General features: G+C 56.7%; 19 protein-coding genes. 10 read left to right on the forward strand and 9 right to left on the reverse strand.

Translation table 11 applies throughout. The annotated features are described in order from the left end of the window. Positions 1-118 precede the first annotated feature (118 nt). Positions 119-973, reverse strand: coding sequence for a class A beta-lactamase (bla, locus tag ACA108_11275; GenBank protein ID XEX94007.1), 855 nt, complete (start codon positions 971-973; stop codon positions 119-121). Between the two features lie 154 nt (positions 974-1,127). Between bla and ACA108_11280 the strand changes: the two genes are divergently transcribed. Next, entirely contained in the window at positions 1,128-3,416 is a 2,289-nt protein-coding gene (locus ACA108_11280; protein XEX94008.1) for an FdhF/YdeP family oxidoreductase, read from the forward strand. 306 nt (positions 3,417-3,722) lie between these two features. Further along, positions 3,723-6,113 (forward strand): glucose/quinate/shikimate family membrane-bound PQQ-dependent dehydrogenase, encoded by a 2,391-nt coding sequence (locus ACA108_11285; GenBank protein ID XEX94009.1) that lies wholly within the window; start codon positions 3,723-3,725, stop codon positions 6,111-6,113. 315 nt (positions 6,114-6,428) lie between these two features. Here ACA108_11285 and ACA108_11290 read toward each other — a convergent pair whose 3' ends face one another. After that, on the reverse strand, positions 6,429-7,112 hold the full coding sequence (locus ACA108_11290; protein XEX94010.1) for an ArsR/SmtB family transcription factor: 684 nt from the start codon (positions 7,110-7,112) through the stop codon (positions 6,429-6,431). A gap of 74 nt (positions 7,113-7,186) precedes the next feature. Between ACA108_11290 and ACA108_11295 the strand changes: the two genes are divergently transcribed. Both ACA108_11295 and ACA108_11300 read left to right on the forward strand, forming a co-directional pair. Further along, positions 7,187-7,537 carry an antibiotic biosynthesis monooxygenase gene (locus ACA108_11295; GenBank protein ID XEX94011.1) on the forward strand — a complete coding sequence of 117 codons (351 nt, stop codon included), beginning with the start codon at positions 7,187-7,189 and terminating at the stop codon, positions 7,535-7,537. Continuing rightward, on the forward strand, positions 7,530-8,270 hold the full coding sequence (locus ACA108_11300) for a sulfite exporter TauE/SafE family protein (protein XEX94012.1): 741 nt from the start codon (positions 7,530-7,532) through the stop codon (positions 8,268-8,270). The genes ACA108_11295 and ACA108_11300 overlap by 8 nt, the downstream gene beginning before the upstream one ends. Here the strand turns inward: ACA108_11300 and ACA108_11305 are convergent, their stop codons facing one another. Then, on the reverse strand, positions 8,271-8,660 hold the full coding sequence (locus tag ACA108_11305; GenBank protein XEX94013.1) for a rhodanese-like domain-containing protein: 390 nt from the start codon (positions 8,658-8,660) through the stop codon (positions 8,271-8,273). Positions 8,661-8,772: 112 nt separating this feature from the next. Between ACA108_11305 and ftrA the strand changes: the two genes are divergently transcribed. From ftrA to ACA108_11320, 3 genes are all read left to right on the forward strand, one after another. Then, positions 8,773-9,735, forward strand: coding sequence for a transcriptional regulator FtrA (gene ftrA / locus ACA108_11310; GenBank protein ID XEX94014.1), 963 nt, complete (start codon positions 8,773-8,775; stop codon positions 9,733-9,735). A gap of 115 nt (positions 9,736-9,850) precedes the next feature. After that, complete coding sequence (gene mgtS, locus ACA108_11315; GenBank protein XEX94015.1) at positions 9,851-9,946, forward strand: protein MgtS; 96 nt, start codon at positions 9,851-9,853, stop codon at positions 9,944-9,946. 356 nt (positions 9,947-10,302) lie between these two features. Continuing rightward, on the forward strand, positions 10,303-10,674 hold the full coding sequence (locus ACA108_11320; GenBank protein XEX94016.1) for an RcnB family protein: 372 nt from the start codon (positions 10,303-10,305) through the stop codon (positions 10,672-10,674). A 35-nt stretch (positions 10,675-10,709) separates the two neighbouring features. Here the strand turns inward: ACA108_11320 and ACA108_11325 are convergent, their stop codons facing one another. Together ACA108_11325 and ACA108_11330 are read right to left on the reverse strand one after the other, a co-directional pair. Next, a complete protein-coding gene (locus tag ACA108_11325) occupies positions 10,710-11,003 on the reverse strand; it encodes a hypothetical protein (GenBank protein XEX94017.1) in 294 nt (97 codons plus the stop codon). 98 nt (positions 11,004-11,101) lie between these two features. Then, positions 11,102-12,601 (reverse strand): aldehyde dehydrogenase family protein, encoded by a 1,500-nt coding sequence (locus tag ACA108_11330; GenBank protein XEX94018.1) that lies wholly within the window; start codon positions 12,599-12,601, stop codon positions 11,102-11,104. A gap of 243 nt (positions 12,602-12,844) precedes the next feature. On the opposite strand from ACA108_11330, the gene feaR reads away from it, so the two are divergent. Then, a complete protein-coding gene (feaR, locus tag ACA108_11335) occupies positions 12,845-13,753 on the forward strand; it encodes a transcriptional regulator FeaR (GenBank protein ID XEX94019.1) in 909 nt (302 codons plus the stop codon). A 3-nt stretch (positions 13,754-13,756) separates the two neighbouring features. Here the strand turns inward: feaR and ACA108_11340 are convergent, their stop codons facing one another. The 3 genes from ACA108_11340 to ACA108_11350 are packed head-to-tail and all read right to left on the reverse strand — an operon-like array spanning position 13,757 to position 16,924. Then, positions 13,757-14,080, reverse strand: coding sequence for a YdbL family protein (locus ACA108_11340; GenBank protein XEX94020.1), 324 nt, complete (start codon positions 14,078-14,080; stop codon positions 13,757-13,759). 13 nt (positions 14,081-14,093) lie between these two features. Next, positions 14,094-14,285 carry a YnbE family lipoprotein gene (locus ACA108_11345; protein XEX94021.1) on the reverse strand — a complete coding sequence of 64 codons (192 nt, stop codon included), beginning with the start codon at positions 14,283-14,285 and terminating at the stop codon, positions 14,094-14,096. Next, positions 14,282-16,924, reverse strand: a complete 2,643-nt coding sequence (locus ACA108_11350) for a YdbH family protein (GenBank protein XEX94022.1) — start codon at positions 16,922-16,924, stop codon at positions 14,282-14,284. The genes ACA108_11345 and ACA108_11350 overlap by 4 nt, the downstream gene beginning before the upstream one ends. 213 nt (positions 16,925-17,137) lie before the next feature. Between ACA108_11350 and ACA108_11355 the strand changes: the two genes are divergently transcribed. Beyond that, positions 17,138-18,127, forward strand: a complete 990-nt coding sequence (locus ACA108_11355) for a 2-hydroxyacid dehydrogenase (GenBank protein XEX94023.1) — start codon at positions 17,138-17,140, stop codon at positions 18,125-18,127. A 920-nt stretch (positions 18,128-19,047) separates the two neighbouring features. Next, positions 19,048-19,473: a heat shock protein HslJ gene (gene hslJ / locus ACA108_11360; protein ID XEX94024.1), complete on the forward strand. Its 426-nt coding sequence runs from the start codon at positions 19,048-19,050 to the stop codon at positions 19,471-19,473. Positions 19,474-19,475: 2 nt separating this feature from the next. On the opposite strand, the gene ACA108_11365 is transcribed toward hslJ, so the two are convergent. After that, positions 19,476-19,757 (reverse strand): DUF333 domain-containing protein, encoded by a 282-nt coding sequence (locus tag ACA108_11365; GenBank protein XEX94025.1) that lies wholly within the window; start codon positions 19,755-19,757, stop codon positions 19,476-19,478. Positions 19,758-19,794 lie beyond the last annotated feature (37 nt).

Raw genomic sequence — 19,794 nt, forward strand, 5'->3', positions numbered from 1 at the left:
GTCCCTGGAGTCTCTTGTAGGTAAGGTATCGTGAAGTCGATATCGGCCTGCAAAAGCAAAGCATTACGGACATGGCTCAGAAGTGTGGGCTGCGTAACAAATTATCTACAAATGCCGCTTATTTCCCCTGCAGAACGATTTCCGCCGCCTTTGCCAGCACGTCGCGGCGCGCTTCGGCATCCTGCTTATGCTGGGTGAAATAGACGGTCAGCACCTGCGGAGCTTTTTGCGGCGGCCAGATCACCGCCACGTCGTTGGTGGTGCCGTAATCCCCGGCGCCGGTTTTATCCCCCACCACCCAGCCTTCCGGCGTGCCCGCGCGGATACTTTTCGCGCCCGTCTGGTTCTGTTTCATCCAGTTCTGCAGCAGCTGTTTTTGCTCTGCTTTAAGGGCATTGCCCAGCACCAGCTTTTGCAGGTTGGCGGCCATTGCCTCCGGCGTGGTGGTATCACGCTCGTCGCCTGGAATGGCGGTGTTCAGCTCCGGCTCCCAGCGGACGAGGTGGGTTTTACCGTCCCCTAAAGTTGCGGCAAGCTGGGCAATGCCTGACGGCCCACCAATTTCTTTAAGCAGGATATTCCCGGCAGTGTTATCGCTCCATTCAATTGCCGCTGCTGCGATATCCGTCATTTTCATGCCCTTCCCGACGTGCTTCTCCGTCACGGGGGACCAGCTCACCAGGTCGCTTTGCTGCCAGGTAACATTTTTATCCAGCAGATCCGGCTGCCGTTCGCTTTTCCTGAGCACTGCCGCTGCGGCCAGCACTTTAAAGGTGCTGGTCATCGGAAAGCGTTCATTTCCACGATAGCTGTAGCGCTTGCCCGTGGCGGTATCAATAAGCGTGACGCCAAGACGGCCATCGGCACTTTTTTCCAGCGCCGCAAGCTGCGCATCCAGGGACGAGGACGCGGCCCAGGCTGGGGTGCCGGCAAGAAAAATAGCGAGCAGAGAAAGAGGTAAAATGTGTTTCATTTCAGGGCCCTTTATAGGTGCAGGTGACGAGGCCGTGCCATGGTAGCAAGTATAGTGATCTTAACAAACGCCCGGCACGGCGCTTTTTGACCGCGCTATTTTGTTAAACAGGAGTAAACTTGCTGTAATTATTTGCGCAACAAGACAGACACCGATGAAATTTAAACCTGCCATAAAGCCCTATTCTGCCGCAGCCGGCGGCTGGGGATCCCTGGAAGCCACTACCCGCTTCGTTCTCGACAGCAGGCACGCCCTGAAAAATTTGCGCAACCTGATGCGTATGAACAAAGCCAAAGGCTTTGACTGCCCCGGCTGTGCCTGGGGAGACGATAACAAAAGCACCTTCAGCTTCTGCGAAAACGGTGCTAAAGCCGTGACCTGGGAAGCTACGCGCCGCTTTATCGACGCGCAATTTTTTGCAGCGCACAGCGTCAGCAAGCTGTACCAACAAAGCGACTACTTTCTGGAATATCAGGGCCGACTGACCGAACCTTTGCGCTACAACGCGCAGACTGACCATTACGAGCCTGTCAGCTGGGACGACGCCTTTACGCTGATTGCTACGCATATCTGCCAGATGGACAACCCTGACCAGATGGAGCTGTACACCTCAGGCCGCGCCAGCAACGAAGCCTCTTATCTTTATCAGCTGTTTGGCCGCATGGTCGGCACCAACAACTTCCCGGACTGCTCGAATATGTGCCACGAGGCCAGCGGTAGCGGCCTGAAGCGCAGTATCGGCGTCGGCAAGGGAACCCTCCACCTGAATGATTTTGAGAAGGCGAACGCCATTTTCGTCTTCGGCCAGAATCCGGGGACAAATCACCCGCGCATGCTGCACAGCCTGCGCCATGCGGCGGAAAACGGCGCACAGATTGTCACCTTTAATACGCTGCGCGAACGCGGGCTTGAGCGTTTTGCCGATCCGCAGAAGCCGCTCGAAGTTGTGACGCCAATGGCCGGGTCCATCAGCACCAGCTACTACCAGCCGAATCTCGGCGGCGATATGGCCGCCGTGCGCGGGATGGCGAAAGCGCTGCTGGAAAGCTGGCGCAGCGGCGGCCAGCGCGACGTTTTCGACGAGCAGTTCCTCGCTGAGCACACCCACGGTGCGGAGGCCTGGTTTGCGGAAATCGACGGCACCAGCTGGCAGCATATCGTCCGTCAGTCTGGATTAAGCGAACAGCAGCTGCGCGACGCCGCCGCTATCTGGCAGCAGGCCGACCGGGTGATTTGCACCTGGGCGATGGGCATCACCCAGCATAAACATTCGCTGAATACGGTCCGCGAGATCGTTAACCTGCAGCTGCTGGGCGGGCATCTTGGTAAACCGGGCGCGGGTCTTTGTCCGGTTCGCGGCCACAGTAACGTCCAGGGAAACCGCACCATGGGTATCGATGAGAAGCCCTCTGCCGTCCTGCTGGATAGTCTGGCCGAACATTTTGACTTCGAGCCTCCTCGCGCTGCGGGCCACAATACCGTTCAGGCGCTGGCGGCCATGCTGCGTGACGAAGTTAAGGTACTGATAGCGCTGGGTGGCAACCTGGCCGCCGCCGCGCCGGACAGCCCGCGTACCGAAGAGGCGCTGCGCCGCTGCGGCCTGACGGTGCACATCAGCACCAAACTCAACCGCAGCCATCTGGTTCCGGGCAAAGACGGTCTGATTCTGCCAACCCTCGGGCGTACCGAGGCTGACGTGCAGGCGACGGGGCGTCAATTTGTCACCGTTGAGGACTCTTTCAGCATGGTTCATGCCTCAGAAGGTATCGGTAATCCGATTGCCGTCACTCAGCGTTCGGAAACGGCCATTGTGGCGGGGATTGCGGATGCGGTGTTGGGTAAGGATAAACTCGACTGGCTGGCCCTGTCCGCCGATTACAACCTGATCCGCGACCACATTGCCGCTACCCTTCCCGGCTTTGCGAACTTCAATCAGCAGTGCGATATTCCCGGAGGTTTCTATCTGGGGAACGCGGCGGCAGAGCTGCGTTTCGCTACGCCAAGCGGTAAAGCAGAATTCAGCGCCGCCCCGCTGCCTGATTCTCTGTCTGGCGAGCTGGACGCCCCGTTTGTGCTGCAAACATTACGTTCACATGACCAGTACAACACCACAATCTACGGGCTGGACGACCGCTATCGCGGGGTTTACGGCCAGCGCGAAGTGCTGTTCATTAACCCGGAAGATCTGGCAGCCCTTGGCCTGCAGGATGGGGATCTGGTGGATATTGAAACGGTCTGGAACGATGGCATCCTCCGTAAGGTCAGCGGCTTCAAGATCGTGCCGTACGCCATCCCGCGTGGAAATCTTGCGGCTTACTACCCCGAGACGAACCCGCTGGTTCCTCTGGACAGCATCGGTGACGGTACGGGCACGCCGACGTCTAAGTCTGTGCCGGTAAAAGTTAGCCTTACCGGGCAGGTAAAAACCAGCCGTATCGCCTGATTGTCGGAGGCCGCTTTTCCTCCCTGCAAAATGAATTTATAGGGAGATAAGCGGCAGCGTCATCCACCGCATCATTTCCTGTTCGCAATAAATGCGAAATTTCTCGTTAACAACTTTGCAATATCCTCACTGAGGATTATGATAGCCGCAACATTCACCATTTGGTTCGTAATTATTGCCTGAAATGGCACCCACCGCGAACAGATGCGTTCATGTTTACCCCAATCGGTACACTTTTGCGATCTCCGGCTACGGAGTCGCTTTCGCACGTGCAGTACAAGGACACTGTTCTGACAGGAGAACAATATGGTAAGCAATTCCCCTCCGCGCGGCCTGGCATCAGGGCTGCTGTGGTTACTTGGCGGACTGATGGCCCTCATTGGCCTCGCCATCGGCATTGGCGGGGCTTATTTAGTCTCGCTGGGCGGCAGCTGGTATTTCCTGCTGATGGGCATCGTGATGCTCGTTTCCGCCGTTTTAATTTTCCGCAAAAAAACTTCAGGGCTGGTGCTGTACGCGCTGGCCTTTATCTGCACGATTTTCTGGGCCATCAGCGATGCCGGTATGGATTTCTGGCCGCTCTTTTCACGTCTGTTCACCTTCGCCGTGCTGGCTTTTCTGGCGGCTATCGCCTGGCCAATCCTGCGTGCCGCTAACGGTGCGGCTACGGTAAAAAAAGCGCCCGCCTACGGGATTGCCGCCGTGCTTGCCGTTTGTATGCTGGTGAGCGCTGGCTGGATGTTTGTGCCTCAGGTTCAGGTTGCGGCAAAAGAAGATGTACCGGTGAAACCGGTCACCCCTGCCGAAGCCCAAAAGGACTGGAAGCACTGGGGTAACACCACCCACGGCGACCGCTTTGCGGCGCTCGACCAAATTAACAAAGGCAACGTTTCTGAGCTGAAAGTGGCGTGGACCGCGCACACGGGCGACATTCCGCAGAGCAACGGCTCTGGCGCGGAAGACCAGAACACCCCGCTGCAGGTAGGCGACACGCTGTTCGTCTGTACGCCGTACAGCAAGGTGCTGGCGCTGGACGTGGACTCCGGCAAAGAAAATTGGCGCTTTGACAGCAAGGCGACCGCACCAAACTGGCAGCGCTGCCGTGGCTTAGGTTATTTCGAAGAGACCACGCAAAAGGCCGCCGCCACGCTTGCAGAGCCAGCACAGCCAGCCGCCTGTCCTCGTCGCCTGTTCCTGCCAACTACCGATGCTCGCCTGCTGGCGATCAACGCCGATAACGGCAAGCTGTGCGAAGACTTTGGCGACCACGGCACCGTGGATCTGAAAGTCGGCATGGGCGAAGTAAAACCGGGCTATTACCAGCAAACCTCTACGCCGCTCGTCGCGGGGAACGTGGTTATCGTTGGCGGCCGCGTAGCGGATAACTTCTCTACCGGCGAGCCTCCGGGCGTGGTACGTGCTTATGACGTTCACACCGGTAAACTGGCATGGGCCTGGGATCCGGGTAATCCGAACATTACCGGCGTACCGCCTGAAGGCCAGACCTATACTCGCGGCACGCCGAACGTCTGGTCCGCTATGTCCTACGATGCGAAGCTGAACCTGGTCTATCTGCCTACCGGTAACGCCACGCCTGACTTCTTTGGCGGCACGCGTACCCCCGAAGATGATAAATACAGCTCTTCCCTTGTGGCGGTGGATGCCACCAGCGGGAAAGTTCGCTGGCATTTCCAGACTACACACCACGATCTGTGGGACTTCGACCTGCCGTCTCAGCCGCTGCTGTACGACCTGCCGAACGGCAAAGGCGGCACTACGCCGGTTATCGTGCAGACCTCCAAGCAGGGCATGATTTTCATGCTCAACCGCGAGACCGGGGAGCCTGTCGCGAAGGTGGAAGAGCGCCCTGTTCCGCAGGGTAACGTGGAAGGCGAGCGCTATTCGAAAACCCAGCCGTATTCTGTCGGCATGCCGATGATCGGCAACGAAACGCTGACCGAATCGGATATGTGGGGCGCCACGCCAATAGACCTGCTGATCTGTCGCATCGAGTTTAAGGGGATGCGTCATCAGGGCGTCTTCACCCCACCGGGTCTGGACCGCTCTCTGCAGTACCCAGGCTCGCTGGGCGGCATGAACTGGGGAAGCGTCTCGGTGGATCCGAACAACAGCCTGATGTTCGTCAACGATATGCGTTTGGGTCTTGCGAACTATATGGTGCCGCGCGCGAACGTGGCGAAAGACGCCAGCGGCATCGAGATGGGTATCGTACCGATGGACGGGACGCCATACGGCGCAATGCGCGAACGTTTCCTGTCGCCGCTGGGCATTCCCTGCCAGAAGCCCCCGTTCGGTACGATGTCAGCGGTTGATCTGAAGTCCGGAAAAATCGTCTGGCAGGTACCGGTGGGCACCGTGCAGGACACCGGCCCGCTGGGCATTCGCATGCATATGCCCATCCCAATTGGTATGCCGACGCTGGGAGCATCGCTCTCCACACAGTCCGGCCTGCTGTTCTTTGCTGGCACCCAGGACTTCTATCTGCGTGCGTTTGATACCGCCAACGGTAAAGAGATCTGGAAATCTCGTCTCCCAGTGGGAAGCCAATCCGGCCCGATGACTTATGTGTCACCGAAAACCGGTAAGCAGTACATTGTGATCAACGCAGGCGGGGCGCGTCAGTCCCCTGACCGCGGCGATTACATTATTGCCTACGCGCTGCCTGATGCGAAGTAACTGAAAACTGCTTTACCCGGGCGGATGATAAAGAGGAACAATCAGCGTTTATAAGGTGGATAAGCTTGAACGCCATCCACCTTTAACGCTGGTTGTGTCGGATGACGCTGCGCTTATCCGACCTACGCAACGGCAACATGCCATAGTCGGTATAGAGAGTGATACTGCAACCCGCTTATTTTTACAAACATATAGACATATAATTAACATTGCGTTAACTTCAAGGCTATTCCTCTGAAGTTAGCCTAAGTGTTTATTCGCATTGGTAGTCTTGCACTCTGCAACCCTCGGTACACCTGTTACTGAGGGCTTTTCTTAGGCTACGCTAATGCCAAACACCTTTTTCAACCCGCGTTTTCCTGCAGCGGTAAAATGCAGTTCCCGACTGATTAAATCCCGTTTTATCCACTCTTTCGCTTCACAGGTCTGTAACAGCGTAGTGCCGAGTACGCCCCCAAGGTGCACCCTTCGCTCGCTCCAGTCCAGGCATCCGCAGGCCAGACGCCGACGCGAGCTACCCGTTCTCGTCTTGATGCCCAGTCTTTCGCATTGGGCATAACCTTCGGCTGTTAACGCGTATTCCTCACCTTCCAGCCAGCCCAGGCTGAACAGCCGATCGTGGAGCACAACGGCGACTTCTCCGGCCATATGGTCGTAGCAGGTTCTGGCGTAGCGCAGATCGTGCGGCGTTTTGCTGCGCAGCACGCTGCGGTCCACGCTGACCAGGCCCATAAGCCCTTCCAGCGCTTCGGCTATTTGATGGCTGTACAGACGGTAATAGCGGTGACGCCCCTGCTGCACACAGGCAATCAGTGACAGGTCCAGAAGTTTTGCCAGATGGCTGCTGCCGGTAGAGGGCGCAACCTCCGCCATCACGCTCAGTTCAGTGGCGGTCCAGGCTCGGCCGTCCATCAGCGCACACAGAATTCTTGACCGGGTTTTATCGGCAATGGCCGCCGCAACGGCGGCAAGTCGCGTTTCTAAATAATTGCTTTCCATATTTCGATGGTCAACGAAGCATCCGGTTGGTCAGGGAGATAAGGTGGCCCTCCCTGACAAAAGGAGCGACACCGATGATTGCCGTAATTTTTGAAGCACAACCTGCCGCCGATAAACAGGCAGAGTATCTGAATCTGGCCTCTGAACTTAAACCCATGCTTGATGAAATAGAAGGATTTATTTCGGTTGAGCGATTCGCAAGCCTGGCAACGCCGGGGAAACTGCTGTCGCTTTCGTTCTGGCGCGATGAAGAGGCTGTAAAACAGTGGCGTAATATCGCTTTTCACCGCGAGGCGCAGACCGCAGGCAGAACTTCAATTTTTGAAAATTATCATCTGCGCATCGCGTACGTACTGCGTGACTACGGCATGGACGAACGTGCTCAGGCACCAACAGACAGCCGCGGGGTGCACGATCATGACTGAATCGATCAGCTATGCCATTGTGGCAACATTTGTCCTCGCCGGAATGGTAAAAGGGGTAACCGGTATGGGTCTGCCAACGGTGGCTATGGGGATTCTTGGCTCTTTAATCTCTCCCGTAGCGGCGGCGGGAATGCTGTTGCTCCCCTCTTTTCTGACCAACCTGTTCCAGCTCTGCGAAGGAGGAGATCTTAAGCGGCTGCTTTTCCGGCTGTGGCCGATGATGCTGATGATTGTCTGCGCCACGCTCGGCGGTAGCGTCTGGCTGGCCTCTGGGAGCAATAAACTCACCACCTGCGCCCTGGGCATCGCCCTGGTGTCTTATGCCCTGTGGACTTTATTCGCACGTCCGCTGCGCGTTTCTCCCCGCCATGAAAAATGGCTCGGCCCGCTGATCGGGCTCCTGACCGGGCTTCTGACGGGCGGCACGGGCGTATTTGTTATTCCGGCGGTGCCCTATATTCAGTCTCTCGGCCTTGAACGGGATGAGTTAGTCCAGGCGCTGGGGCTTTCCTTCACATTTTCAACGCTGGCGCTGGCGGGAGGATTGTGGTGGCACGGCGCGCTTCACTCCATCTCCCCGGCAACCTCTGCAATAGCCGTAGTGGCGGCTTTGGTTGGCCTGTTCGCCGGGCAGCGCATCCGCAAACGTATCAGCCCGTTGACCTTCAAACGCGGCTTCCTTATCTGCTTACTATTGCTTGGCGGTGACATGGTTCTGCGCGCCGCGTTTTAATCACGCAAATTCAAAGCCCTCGTCGGCCCAACCGGTGATGCCGCCGATCATGATTTTGACCGGGCGTCCCATGCGCGCCAGCTTCAGGGCTGCCCGGTCGGCCCCGTTACAGTGTGGTCCGGCACAGTAGACCACGAACAGCGTATCGGCCGGCCACTCGGCCATGCGCTCCACGGTCATATCCCGGTGCCGCAGATGCAGCGCGCCGGGGATATGGCGGCGGTTAAATGCCTCTGGCGTGCCCACGACATGCAAAAGCACGAAATCCATATCCCCTTCTGTCATTGAGCTGTGCACATCGTCACAGTCGGTTTCCAGAGTCAGACGCTGCAAAAAATGGGCGGCGGCGATTTCTGGTGCGGCGGGTGTATATTCAGTTACGTAGCTCATGGGCTGCTCCTCAGTAGGTGTGCCAACACTATAGTGCTCGGCTGCCTTGTTGACAGGTGGCAGGAATGCCATATAGCGTGAACATCATGCCAAATTCACTTCGGAACATTTCATGAATAATACGCTGGTTGTTGCCCTGGCCTATGACGGCCTCTGTACTTTTGAGTTTGGGGTTGCGGTGGAGATTTTCGGGCTGGCTCGCCCGGAAATGGGCGACGACTGGTATCGTTTTGCCGTCGCGGGTATCGAACAGGGTGAATTAAGGGCGACCGGAGGCATACGCTTTGCGGTAGATGGAGGCCTTGATCTGCTGGAACAAGCCGGAACAATCATAATACCCGGCTGGCGTGGGGCCGACGCGCCCGTTCCACCAGATCTGTGTGCGGCTCTGATTGCGGCGCATAATCGCGGTGCCAGGCTTTTGACTATCTGCTCTGGCGTGTTTGTTCTGGCCGCCGCGGGCCTGCTGGACAACCAGCGGGCCACGACCCACTGGCGCTATACCGATCTGCTCCAGCAGCGCTATCCGAACATCCAGGTAACGCCAGACGTACTTTATATTGATAACGGCAGCGTACTTACTTCTGCCGGTAGCGCAGCGGGAATCGACCTGTGTTTACACCTGGTTCGTCGGGATTATGGCAGCGCGGCGGCAAACAGTGTCGCTCGTCGTCTGGTGGTCCCTCCCCACCGCGACGGTGGTCAGGCACAGTTTATTGAGCAGGCGGTTCCCGTTGCCTATGAGAGCCATCGCCTGGGTCCACTCTTTGATTATCTGCATGCTAACCTGGCCCGGCTGCACAGCGTTGCCAGCATGGCAAAATTTGTCGGCATGAGCCCGCGTACCTTTTTGCGTCGTTTCGAAGCGGCTACCGGCACCACACCGGCAAAATGGCTCCTTGCCGCTCGTTTAGCCCGCTGCCGTGATTTATTAGAAAACAGCAGTGCTTCCGTTGAGAAAATTGCAGAGCTGACGGGATTTGGCAGCGCGGCGACGTTACGCCATCACTTTCGTAAACAGCTTGCCACCAGCCCCGCGGCCTGGCGAAAAATATTTACTTCAACCGGCGAATAGTTTACAGCCGGTTAGCTCTTGTTTAACTTGTGTCCACTAATATTGTGGCACTCAACTGAGTCATTTAATTAACGAGAGGTATTTCTATCGAAATGCGCAGCAAAGAGGAATAAATATGCTGGGAAATATGAACGTATTTATGGCCGTACTGGGAATTATTGTCTTTTCCGGTTTTCTGGCCGCTTATCTGAGCCATAAATGGGATGACTAATGAACGGTGATGCTCCCCCACCAACACGGCCCCTCGCAGATGCAAATCTCGGGGGGCTTTTTTATGGCGACGAAAAAAAACCGCCACTCTGGTGACGGTTCAAGATGCATGGATAGATTTTATTTTTGTTCGCTGAGCCTGCTGTTTTATTAAGCGCAGACTTCAGATGACTCTCAAAATAGCCCGTCTGACCTCAACCTTGCCTAAACGAAAGGCGTGAATACGCTTAATATTGCTGCTTGCCGCCTGGCACCTTGTCGGTCATTATCATTGTGTTACGTTTGTTCATCATTCGACAGAGTTGTTTAGGGGATGATACGGTCATATCAGCACAAAAATTTTAACAGGTGAAAGTTATGCGTAAGTCGAAAGTTGTAATGCTGTCCGTCCTTCTGATGACGCTGCCCGTTGCTTTTTCAGCACAGGCCTACGGTGAACCGGCAAAAGCCGCCACGCCAAAAACCGCAGCCACTCCCAAAACTAACGACCCTTCTTCTTTTGAGCTAAAAGAGTTTTTTGCTGACTATAAGCACTTTGCTATTGGCGACGTTGTGCCGGACCTGTATCGCACTAAACCTTATCAGATAGACGCCTGGCAGATCCGCCACCTTCCTGCGCCTGAAGCAGGCAGCCACTGGACCTATATGGGCGGCAACTACGTGCTGATTACCGATGCGGAAGGGAAAATTGTGCGTGCCGTTAAAGGCGAAATTTTCTACGGTAACTAATTCGAAATAATAACCCCGAACGCTCGGGGTTATTTTCAGGCGCTGCGCATCGCTTTTATTTTCGAATAGCCATATTCAAATATAAGATCCGTAGTGCACATAAAGACGATCACGTCTCCAGCGCCGCACTCCTCCAGCGTACTGTTTAATTCCGCGTCAAAATCTTTTGTTAATACCGGCATCAGCATCTGCATATCGCCCGGATAATCTTCGTCCTCGTCCGGCGGCATATGCTCAATTTGTGAGCCACGGACTACGTAGATGAGGACGTTTTTCTCGTTAAATGTTACCGGGGCGCGCAGATGCTTGCCAATGGGGTGCTTTGCCATGGAGTTCCCTTATTCGTATGCGCGAACGTGCGCGGTTATCCCAGCGAAATATACCTGCCAAATCGACGCGGGTCGACCAGGCAGGTGCCAGATGCCGATTAATAACGCACGCAGATAGATTTTGTTTCCGTGTAGGCTTCCAGCCAGTCCGGGCCGAAATCTCTGCCCGTACCTGACTGTTTCATGCCGCCAAACGGCATGTTGGCGTCGATCAGCGTATGGCTGTTAACCCAGACGGTGCCTGCCTGAATGCGCGAAGTGTAGCTCATCGCCGCCTGCAGGTTGCTGGTCCACAGACTCGCCGTCAGGCCGTATTCAGTGTCGTTCGCCAGCCGCAACGCCTCTTCCGCATCGCTGACGCGCACCAGATTTACCACCGGGCCAAACACCTCTTCCTGGTTCAGCCGCAGTTCGGCGGACGGGTTAACCACCAGCGTCGGCGGAACGTAATATCCCCCGTTTTTCGGGCCAGCGTTGCCGGTTATCAGCTCCGCATTATGCTGCTGGGCGTCAATCAGGTAATCGGCCACTTTTTGCTGATGCCCTTTCGAGACCAGCGGATTGATGTGCGTGGCCGTATCCATGCCCGCACCTACGGAAAGAGATTTTACCGCCAGCTCAAAGTCGCCGACCAGCGAATCGAACAGCGGAGATTCAATATAGATGCGCGAGCTGGCGGCGCAGACCTGCCCCTGGTTGAGGAAGCTGCCCGCCATCAGCCCTTCAATAACCATTGCCGGATCGGCATCCTTCAGCACAATGGCCGGGTTCTTACCGCCCAGCTCCAGCGTGACGCGAGTTAAGCGGTCTGCCGCTGCCCGCGCGATGCCTTTGCCCGTCGCGGTCGAGCCGGTAAAACTGACCTTAGCAATCAGGGGATGCTCCGTCAGCGCCCGTCCACAACCCGCTCCCGAGCCCGTTACTACGTTGAATACCCCATCAGGAACGCCCGCTTCGCTGGCCAGCTCTGCCATGCGTAACAAAGTCAGCGGCGTGGTTTCGGAGGGTTTCACCACGATGGAGCAGCCTGCGGCCAACGCGGGCATAACTTTCCACATGCCGATCAGCAGCGGGAAGTTCCAGGGCACAATGCCCGCCACAACGCCGACCGGCTCTTTACGGGTCCACGCCTGGTAGCGCGCCCCTTCAGGCATCGGGATGGAAACATCCAGCGTGCGGCCACTGATTTTAGTCGTCAACCCGGCGGTGTAGCGCATCCAGTTCAGCGCACAGCCCACCTCGAAAGCACGGGAAATATTGATGGATTTCCCCTGTTCCAGCGTTTCCAGTTGCGCCATTTCTTCGGCGTTTTCTTCGAGCAGATCCGCAAAGCGCAGGAGGATTTTTTCACGCCCGGCAGGCAGCATATTGGCCCACACGCCGCTGGTAAAAGCTCGCCAGGCCGACGTTACGGCTTTATCTACGTCCCGCTCGCTGGCGTCCGCGCTGGTGGCGATTTGCAGGCCATCAGCTGGGTTAAAAACCTTTAGCCGCGCGTCGCTTGTCGACTCCTGCCAGCTTCCGTCAATATAAAGCCCGTGGTTTCTCGTCAGAAAACGCTGTACGGATCCCAGAGTGGCAACTGTTTGAGCGGACATATTTTCTCCTTATCATGGCTTAAAGCTTATGGCTTCCAGTCTAGTCACAGACGCCATAATTGCCTTTCACGTTCCTGCCAATGACTTTGCTCCCTGTGACAGCCTCCGCATTTGGCGACATTGCCCGTCATTTTGGCGCCGCGCTTATCTATAGTGAATTCCTATACCAGACGCGAAAGGCTTCAACCGCATCGCGCATCCTGTAAGTATTGATAAACACATTGGCAGGCCGTGGGGGGATCAATGGCGGTACCGGAAAATAAAGAACGTTTTGAGAGCTGGCTGGGGCACATCAACCGGGCCTGCGGGCATTTTGCCGGGCAGCTGCTGGATGAGGGTTTCCGCGGTACGCTTGAGGAACACCATGCCAATGACATGAAGCTGAGCGTGGTAGATATCGCCCATGCACGGCTGTTCCGTACCCAGCATGAGGTCAGCCGCAGCAACGACGCCTGGTTCTATACGGTTTTCCAGCTGGAGGGGGAAGCGGTGATGGAACAAGGCGGCAGCCAGGCCGTGATGCGCCGGGGGGATATTACGCTCATCGACGCCTCCCGCCCCAGCAGTTTCATCTATTCACAGCGCGCCAGGCAGGTTTCGCTGCTGGTGCCGCGCCATCTGGTTGAACAGAACCTGCGCAGCGGCGATATCCCCTGCGCAAGGCGCCTGAATGGTGAGATGCCCGTGGTTCAGCTGAGCCAGCGTCTGCTGCATGAAAGCATGCAGAGTCCGGATCTTAACGCCTGCGAAAGTGAGGCCGCGCTGGAAGCGATAATCTGCCTGCTGCGGCCGGTGCTGCAGATACGGGATGCCACTGTCTCTAAAAAAGAAAGGCAGCTCGCGCGGGTCATGGCGCTGATCGATAACAATATTCAGTCGGAGGCTTTACGCCCGGGGTGGATTGCCGGCGAGGCGGGAATGTCGGTGCGCAGCCTCTACCGCATGTTCGCGGATAAAGGCCTGGTGGTTGCGCAGTACATCAGGAATCGCCGCCTGGACTTGTGCGCCCAGGCCTTACGCACCGCCTGCGCCAGCGAAAAACTTGCGGGGATCGGCTACAGCTGGGGCTTTACCGATCACAGCCACTTTTCCACCGCCTTTAAGCTGCGCTTTGGCGTGTCGCCGGGTGAATACCGTAAGAGGTGGCAATAGGCGCTACTTTTTCATCCATTGCCCGTTGATGCCACGCACATATTCGCCTGGAGCTGCACGCGTCACCAGCTTCTGCCCGGCCAGCTTCGCCACTTCATCAACGGAAATATTATTGCTGTCGGCCAGCTGCTGGTAGTGCGCCGCCCTCGCCTCGTTGATGCTGTTCACCAGCGCCAGCGTCTCTTTATCCTGTTTGATCGGTGCGATATAGCCGCTCAGCGTTTCGCCGACCAGCCCCTGCTGCCGCGCTTCATTCAGCGTTACCGCCAGCAGCGGCTGGCTGAACAGCATCGTGCACATCAGCGCGGCTTTAAGTGTCGTTTTCATGTCTTAGCCCTCATCAAAACAGATCGCTGCGGCTTTTCAGCAGGGTTTCCACGTCTTTATCGACTTTGATGTGGATCTCATGCTCGATCTTCACGTTCATGTTGATGGTGATAGGCTCTTTCGGCGCCGCCACTTCAATGCGCGGCGTACATCCCACAAGCAGTGTTGCCCCGGCAGCCAGCCCTGCGGCAGTGTAAAATCTCATTGTGTATCCTCACATGCTTCACCGGGTTTCTGGCAGCGCGCCCGCGGGATCGCGGCGTTCTCTTCCAGCCAGGTTTGTAAATTGTCGCCGAAGCGCAGGCTGCGCCAGAGCGTAAAAAGATTTTCCTGATGGGTATAGTTGAGATGCACGGTATTTTTCTTGTCCTCAACGTGGCTGATACCGGTAACGCTTGCGCTCATCGTCACCTCGCCCAGGTTGTCTAAGTTGATTCTGGTCCACGAGCGCGAAATCTCCATATACCTCAGCCAGTTTATTGCCGCTCCCGCCGCCATATTGTTGGCAACGATGGCGTCCGCCATGTCTTTGTCCATGCGGAAGGTCAGCGCGCCGGGATTGGTCAGCCAGCCGTCTTTGATTATCCACTGCGGATGGTTCAGCCACAGCGGCAGCGCGCCGCTTATTGGCCCAGACAGGGTGAACTGCTTAGGATTGACGGCGGACACCAGCTGGCTTGACGAGATATTTTGTAAGCGCAGCAGCGCCGCATCGCGCTGTGGCATGCGCAGCTGCTGCATAAGGATTTTGCCGCCAAGAATGTCAACGCTGACGTCGCTTAGCGCCAGCGGCCTGTCCTCGCTCCACGGATACCAGCCTTCGAGATCGGCAGTAATATTCTGCGCGATGACCTGGTTTTTAACCTCACCAATGCGCAGCGTCACCGGACCACGGGTACCCAGATGCCAGGTTGCGTCGCTGAAGCGGAACGGCATGACAAAATCAACGCCGTTGATTTGGTTGTCCGGCAGCCAGACGCTGCCCTTTTTCACCACGCCGTGGCCCCCGGCCTCAAAGCCCTGCCCGCTGGCCGCCGAGAACGCGACCTGGGCATAAAGGCTGCCCTCCTTCAGTTCCAGTTTCCAGTCCGGCGGAACAAGCGGCTGAAAAACCATCAGCGCCTGCTCGGGCCACCATGCGTTACCGCGCAGGCGCTCGCCGTCCCAGCGGCCAATAACCCGTACAGGGCCAATAGCCCCCGCGTGAAGATCGCCTTTAAACTGGAACGAAGTGGGATCCTCGCCGTCCACGCTAAATTTCAGCGTGGATGCGGGGAGCGTGCTGCCACCGGTGAACGTTGTGCTTCCGGCATCAAGGGAAAGCGCCCCGGTGAACGATGGATGGGCTTTATCACGCGCCCAGCGAACGGGTTTCTCAAGCACCAGACGCGGAGTGTTCATCTGCATGGTGCCGTATTGCAGCTTGTCGAACCCGGTCGACAGCGAAGTCAGTTCAATATTGCTGTTGCGCCACTCCCCTTTGCCGCTCACGTCCCAGCGGGCGTTCATGGGCTTAAAGCCCCCGCTGCCCCAGTAGTGCCATTGCCACAGCCCTGCGTCCGGCAGGAAATTGTCCGCTTTACCGTCCAGGTGGAGTACGACGCTGCCCATTTCATTTTCATGCGCGCGGATAATCGCCTGCAATCGCCCGTCCACGCCCTGCGCGGTGAGTCGCACCCCGGCCAGCGGCCAGCGAATTTCGTCAATATCCAGCGAGTCGATGACCCGGCCACGTGAACGCAGCAGCGCACCTGGCCTGAACAGCAACTGCGGGTGGGTCAGCGCGCCGCTTAGCTCACCTGGCAGCACGGCGTAGAAGACCATCGCATCCTGTTTCGCCTCGCCGGTCAGCTGCAACGGCAGCGCACTGTTAGTCAGGCTGAGTTTGCCCGGGCCGATGTTCAGTACCGCATTCGCTTTGCCTGCCAGGCCCTGCGTGACCACGTTCATGCGCCCGCTGAAGGTGGCACCGCCCAGCCCTTGCTGCCAGTCATCGATCCGCAGCGCGATGCCGCCGCGCAGCGGAACGCCCTCATAGGGCCACTGCCACTGGCCGCCGTTGATCTCAAACATGCTGCTGCTGATGGTCCAGGGTAATCTGGCCAGCGGTTCGCTGTCGTGTGACTTACGCAGGGTCAGCGATCCTTGCTCCTCGTGCCAGTCGAGCACGGCATGAATTAGCTCGGGCTCCTGCGGGATGCGCAGCGTGGAGGTCACATAGCCCTGCTCCGGTAAGCCATTCGGCACAAGCGGCAGGGTGAATTTGCCCACCAGCTCTACAGGTTGCATCCCCTCAAAGGCACGCACTTTGAACTGCTCCAGCTCCAGGGATTGCCCTTTTAACTTTGCGTCCACGGTGAGCAGCGGGCCAGAGTAATGCACCTCCTGTTGCGTGGGCGTCAGCGAAACGCGTAAGCCGCCTGCGAACTGCTGCCAGGGCGCCACATTCACTTTATCAATGGTCAGCAGCGTCCGGGGCAGCAATGACTGCCACTCGGCGAGCGTACGCGGCGCTGCCGGGTCAGAATTGTCCCCGGGGATTTTACTGATACAGTCAGGATTAATATTCAGTTCATTGACGTGCAGCCGCCAGCGGGAAGGATGGCTTAGGGTGGCATCTTTTAGGCTCGCCAGTTCGCAGTCTTCGGCAAGGTAACGAAGATCGGGAATAATAACTGCGCCGCGGCTCAGCCGGGGGCTTTTTTCCAGCGCGATGCGCGTTCCCTGCGGGAGCCAGACACCTGCCAGGGTCGGCAGCCAGCTGGCGACGGTCTGCAGCAGCGCCAGCGGCAGCAAAATGAGTATCAATATCAGCGCAATTATGGCTTTATATTTACCCTTCATGGGCGGTTAATATCCTGATTCAGCGGCAATTTATGCCGGATGATGCCACCATTCTGGCATGATTCGCATTGGGCGTGAAGGCTGCGCCATCGACTAAGCTTAGATGAGCGGCATTCGAAGGAGGCGAAAGGCCTTCAAAAACTCTTTTTTAAGAATTGTAAGAAAATTTTAAGCATGATAATTTAGCTTTAAAATCATCTGGAGAAAAGTCTTATGAAACTGGCCGTGTATAGCACAAAACAGTATGACAAGAAGTATCTGCAGAATGTTAACCAGGAGTATGGCTTCGACCTTGAATTTTATGACTTCCTGCTAACTGAGAAAACCGCCAAAACGGCCCACGGCTGCGACGGCGTCTGCATCTTTGTCAATGACGACGGCAGCCGCCCCGTGCTTGAAGAGCTGAAGAAGCAGGGGGTAAGGTTTATCGCCCTGCGCTGCGCGGGCTTCAATAACGTGGATCTGGACGCGGCCAAAGAGCTGGGTCTGCCGGTGGTTCGCGTTCCTGCATATTCCCCTGAGGCCGTGGCCGAGCACGCTATAGGCATGATGATGTGTCTGAACCGTCGTATTCACCGTGCCTATCAGCGTACCCGTGACGCCAACTTCTCCCTCGAAGGGTTGACCGGCTTCACCATGTATGGCAAAACGGCGGGCGTCATCGGCACCGGGAAAATCGGCGTGGCGACGCTGCGCATCCTCAAAGGCTTCGGCATGCGCCTGCTGGCCTTCGACCCGTACCCAAGCGCGGCGGCGCTGGAGATGGGCGTGGAGTATGTCGACCTGCCGACGCTTTTCGCCCAGTCGGAGGTTATCTCACTGCACTGCCCGCTGACGCCGGAAAACTACCATCTGCTGAACCGCAGCGCGTTCGACCAGATGAAGGACGGCGTGATGGTGATTAATACCAGCCGCGGCGGCCTGATTGACTCCCAGGCGGCGATTGAAGCGCTGAAAACCCAGAAGATTGGCGCGCTGGGCATGGACGTGTACGAGAACGAGCGCGACCTGTTCTTTGAAGATAAGTCCAATGACGTGATCCAGGATGACGTTTTTCGCCGCCTGTCCGCCTGCCACAACGTGCTGTTCACCGGGCATCAGGCCTTCCTGACCGCCGAGGCGTTAACAAGCATCTCCGAGACCACGCTGGAGAACCTGCGTCAGCTTGTGAACGGTGAACCTTGCGTTAACCAGGTAAACTGACCGATTTTTTATTCCTCTCTCCCTCGAGGTAGCTGTCTCTTATATAGGTCTTTGAAACAGTTACTGGCGAGATCGAGAAGGTTCCGTTCACTTTACGTCAGGTGGCATATGTTGCTGCCGAACCGGTGAACGTCCAGAGGGTGTTCGCCGTCACACCCTCTGGGCTCCCGACTCCCGGCAACAAATCGCCACCTGCGGCGGTAAACCTCCATTTTTGGCTCCCTGTCCTGGTCGGTTGCGATTCGTTCCCGACGATCACAACCTCCAGCCGTTCCCGACGGCTGGACCCGGCCATGAAGCCAAAAAAGGAGGCGATTTAAGCCGGACCCAACACCCTCGCTTTAACTTCCAAGAATGTCCCATCTCCAGTGTCGCTGTAGATTTCAAAGCGATGCTATTTCTGATGTTATTTCTGGCTTAAAGCGACACCCTGTTCCCGGCTTAAATCGCTCCGGTTTTTGCCCTTCAGGCAGGGTCACGTTGTCGGGAACAACGTGAGAGAGCGATCGTCTGGAACGAATCGCGAACGACCCTGCATGTTGGGTAAAAACCGGAGTTTACCGCTTCAGCGGCGATTTATTTGCCGGGCGCCGGGGTCGTCAGGGGGATGGCGTATTCCCCATGACACGTTCACCGTTCGCAACGGTAGCAGAGATAGCCAGACGGTCGGGTGAACGGAAAACCAGCCGGTTAACAGATCCCCCTGACGTATAACCGGGATGAGTTGTGACTAAGAGGCAGATTGAGGGAGAGGGCTGGGTGAGAGTAAAAGTTAAGCGATAGCGCTGTGTCTGGTGAGGCTTGCCCTCATCCCCCAGGAGAATTAGTTAAAAAATAAGATTATCCTTACTGCAACCCGGCCCGCTTTTTGCCACAGTGGCGCCAACTCATTGACGGAATCAATACCTTAGGGAGAGGAAATGAAAAAATTAGCTTCACTGCTGCTGGCCACGATGGTGCTGGCGGGCTGTGCGCAGTCCGGTGATAAAGGAACGGTCACCGCCCAGGATCTTCAGCATCACCGCTACGTGTTGCAAAGCGTGGACGGCAAGCCGCTGACCGGCATCAAGCGTATGCCGGAGCTGAGCTTCGGTGAAAATATGCATATCTACGGCGCGATGTGTAACCGCTTTATGGGGCAGGCAACGCTTGAGGACAATATTTTGTCTTCAAAAGGCCTGGGTATGACCATGATGATGTGCGTGGAGCCGCAGCTCAACCAGCTGGACCACATGCTTAACGACATGCTGACCAGCGGCGCGAAGGTAGATTTAGCGAAACAGCAGCTGACGCTGAAAACCAGCCAGCACACCTTAGTGTATAAGCTGGCCGATCTGGTCAACTAAGGCTAGTAAGACCCACAGGTTCCGGCGGCAAGCGCGTTCTCACTACAGCGTTTGCCGTTGGGCATCGCGCACATGCCGACAGACGATCCGTCCAGCTGACGAGCAACGCTCAGCGTCCCGCCAATCATTGCGCAATTCGCCTCACTTTGACCTGACATCGCCGCTCTCATTCCCGGAGGAACGTGGGCAGCCGTCGCCTGTTGCGGTGGTTCACTACTACATGCCGTTAACAGCGATGTGGATAACACCAGTGCGGCACAGCCGGCTAAAAACGCAGCGCGCATTCCTCTTCTCCCCTGAACGTTGCAAAACCTATGAATC

The sequence above is a fragment of the Dryocola sp. LX212 genome, assembly GCA_041504365.1.
GTDB lineage: Bacteria > Pseudomonadota > Gammaproteobacteria > Enterobacterales > Enterobacteriaceae > Dryocola.

Bases quoted from the DNA above. Each gene is read 5' to 3' on its own strand.
- ACA108_11300 (XEX94012.1), top strand. From the start codon at position 7,530: ATGACTGAATCGATCAGCTATGCCATTGTGGCAACATTTGTCCTCGCC.
- ACA108_11285 (XEX94009.1), top strand. From the start codon at position 3,723: ATGGTAAGCAATTCCCCTCCGCGCGGCCTGGCATCAGGGCTGCTGTGG.
- ACA108_11340 (XEX94020.1), bottom strand. From the start codon at position 14,080: ATGAAAACGACACTTAAAGCCGCGCTGATGTGCACGATGCTGTTCAGC.
- ACA108_11295 (XEX94011.1), top strand. From the start codon at position 7,187: ATGATTGCCGTAATTTTTGAAGCACAACCTGCCGCCGATAAACAGGCA.
- ACA108_11345 (XEX94021.1), bottom strand. From the start codon at position 14,285: ATGAGATTTTACACTGCCGCAGGGCTGGCTGCCGGGGCAACACTGCTT.
- ACA108_11305 (XEX94013.1), bottom strand. From the start codon at position 8,660: ATGAGCTACGTAACTGAATATACACCCGCCGCACCAGAAATCGCCGCC.
- bla (XEX94007.1), bottom strand. From the start codon at position 973: ATGAAACACATTTTACCTCTTTCTCTGCTCGCTATTTTTCTTGCCGGC.
- ACA108_11320 (XEX94016.1), top strand. From the start codon at position 10,303: ATGCGTAAGTCGAAAGTTGTAATGCTGTCCGTCCTTCTGATGACGCTG.
- ftrA (XEX94014.1), top strand. From the start codon at position 8,773: ATGAATAATACGCTGGTTGTTGCCCTGGCCTATGACGGCCTCTGTACT.
- feaR (XEX94019.1), top strand. From the start codon at position 12,845: ATGGCGGTACCGGAAAATAAAGAACGTTTTGAGAGCTGGCTGGGGCAC.
- ACA108_11290 (XEX94010.1), bottom strand. From the start codon at position 7,112: ATGGAAAGCAATTATTTAGAAACGCGACTTGCCGCCGTTGCGGCGGCC.
- ACA108_11280 (XEX94008.1), top strand. From the start codon at position 1,128: ATGAAATTTAAACCTGCCATAAAGCCCTATTCTGCCGCAGCCGGCGGC.
- ACA108_11330 (XEX94018.1), bottom strand. From the start codon at position 12,601: ATGTCCGCTCAAACAGTTGCCACTCTGGGATCCGTACAGCGTTTTCTG.
- mgtS (XEX94015.1), top strand. From the start codon at position 9,851: ATGCTGGGAAATATGAACGTATTTATGGCCGTACTGGGAATTATTGTC.
- hslJ (XEX94024.1), top strand. From the start codon at position 19,048: ATGAAAAAATTAGCTTCACTGCTGCTGGCCACGATGGTGCTGGCGGGC.
- ACA108_11350 (XEX94022.1), bottom strand. From the start codon at position 16,924: ATGAAGGGTAAATATAAAGCCATAATTGCGCTGATATTGATACTCATT.
- ACA108_11365 (XEX94025.1), bottom strand. From the start codon at position 19,757: ATGCGCGCTGCGTTTTTAGCCGGCTGTGCCGCACTGGTGTTATCCACA.
- ACA108_11355 (XEX94023.1), top strand. From the start codon at position 17,138: ATGAAACTGGCCGTGTATAGCACAAAACAGTATGACAAGAAGTATCTG.
- ACA108_11325 (XEX94017.1), bottom strand. From the start codon at position 11,003: ATGGCAAAGCACCCCATTGGCAAGCATCTGCGCGCCCCGGTAACATTT.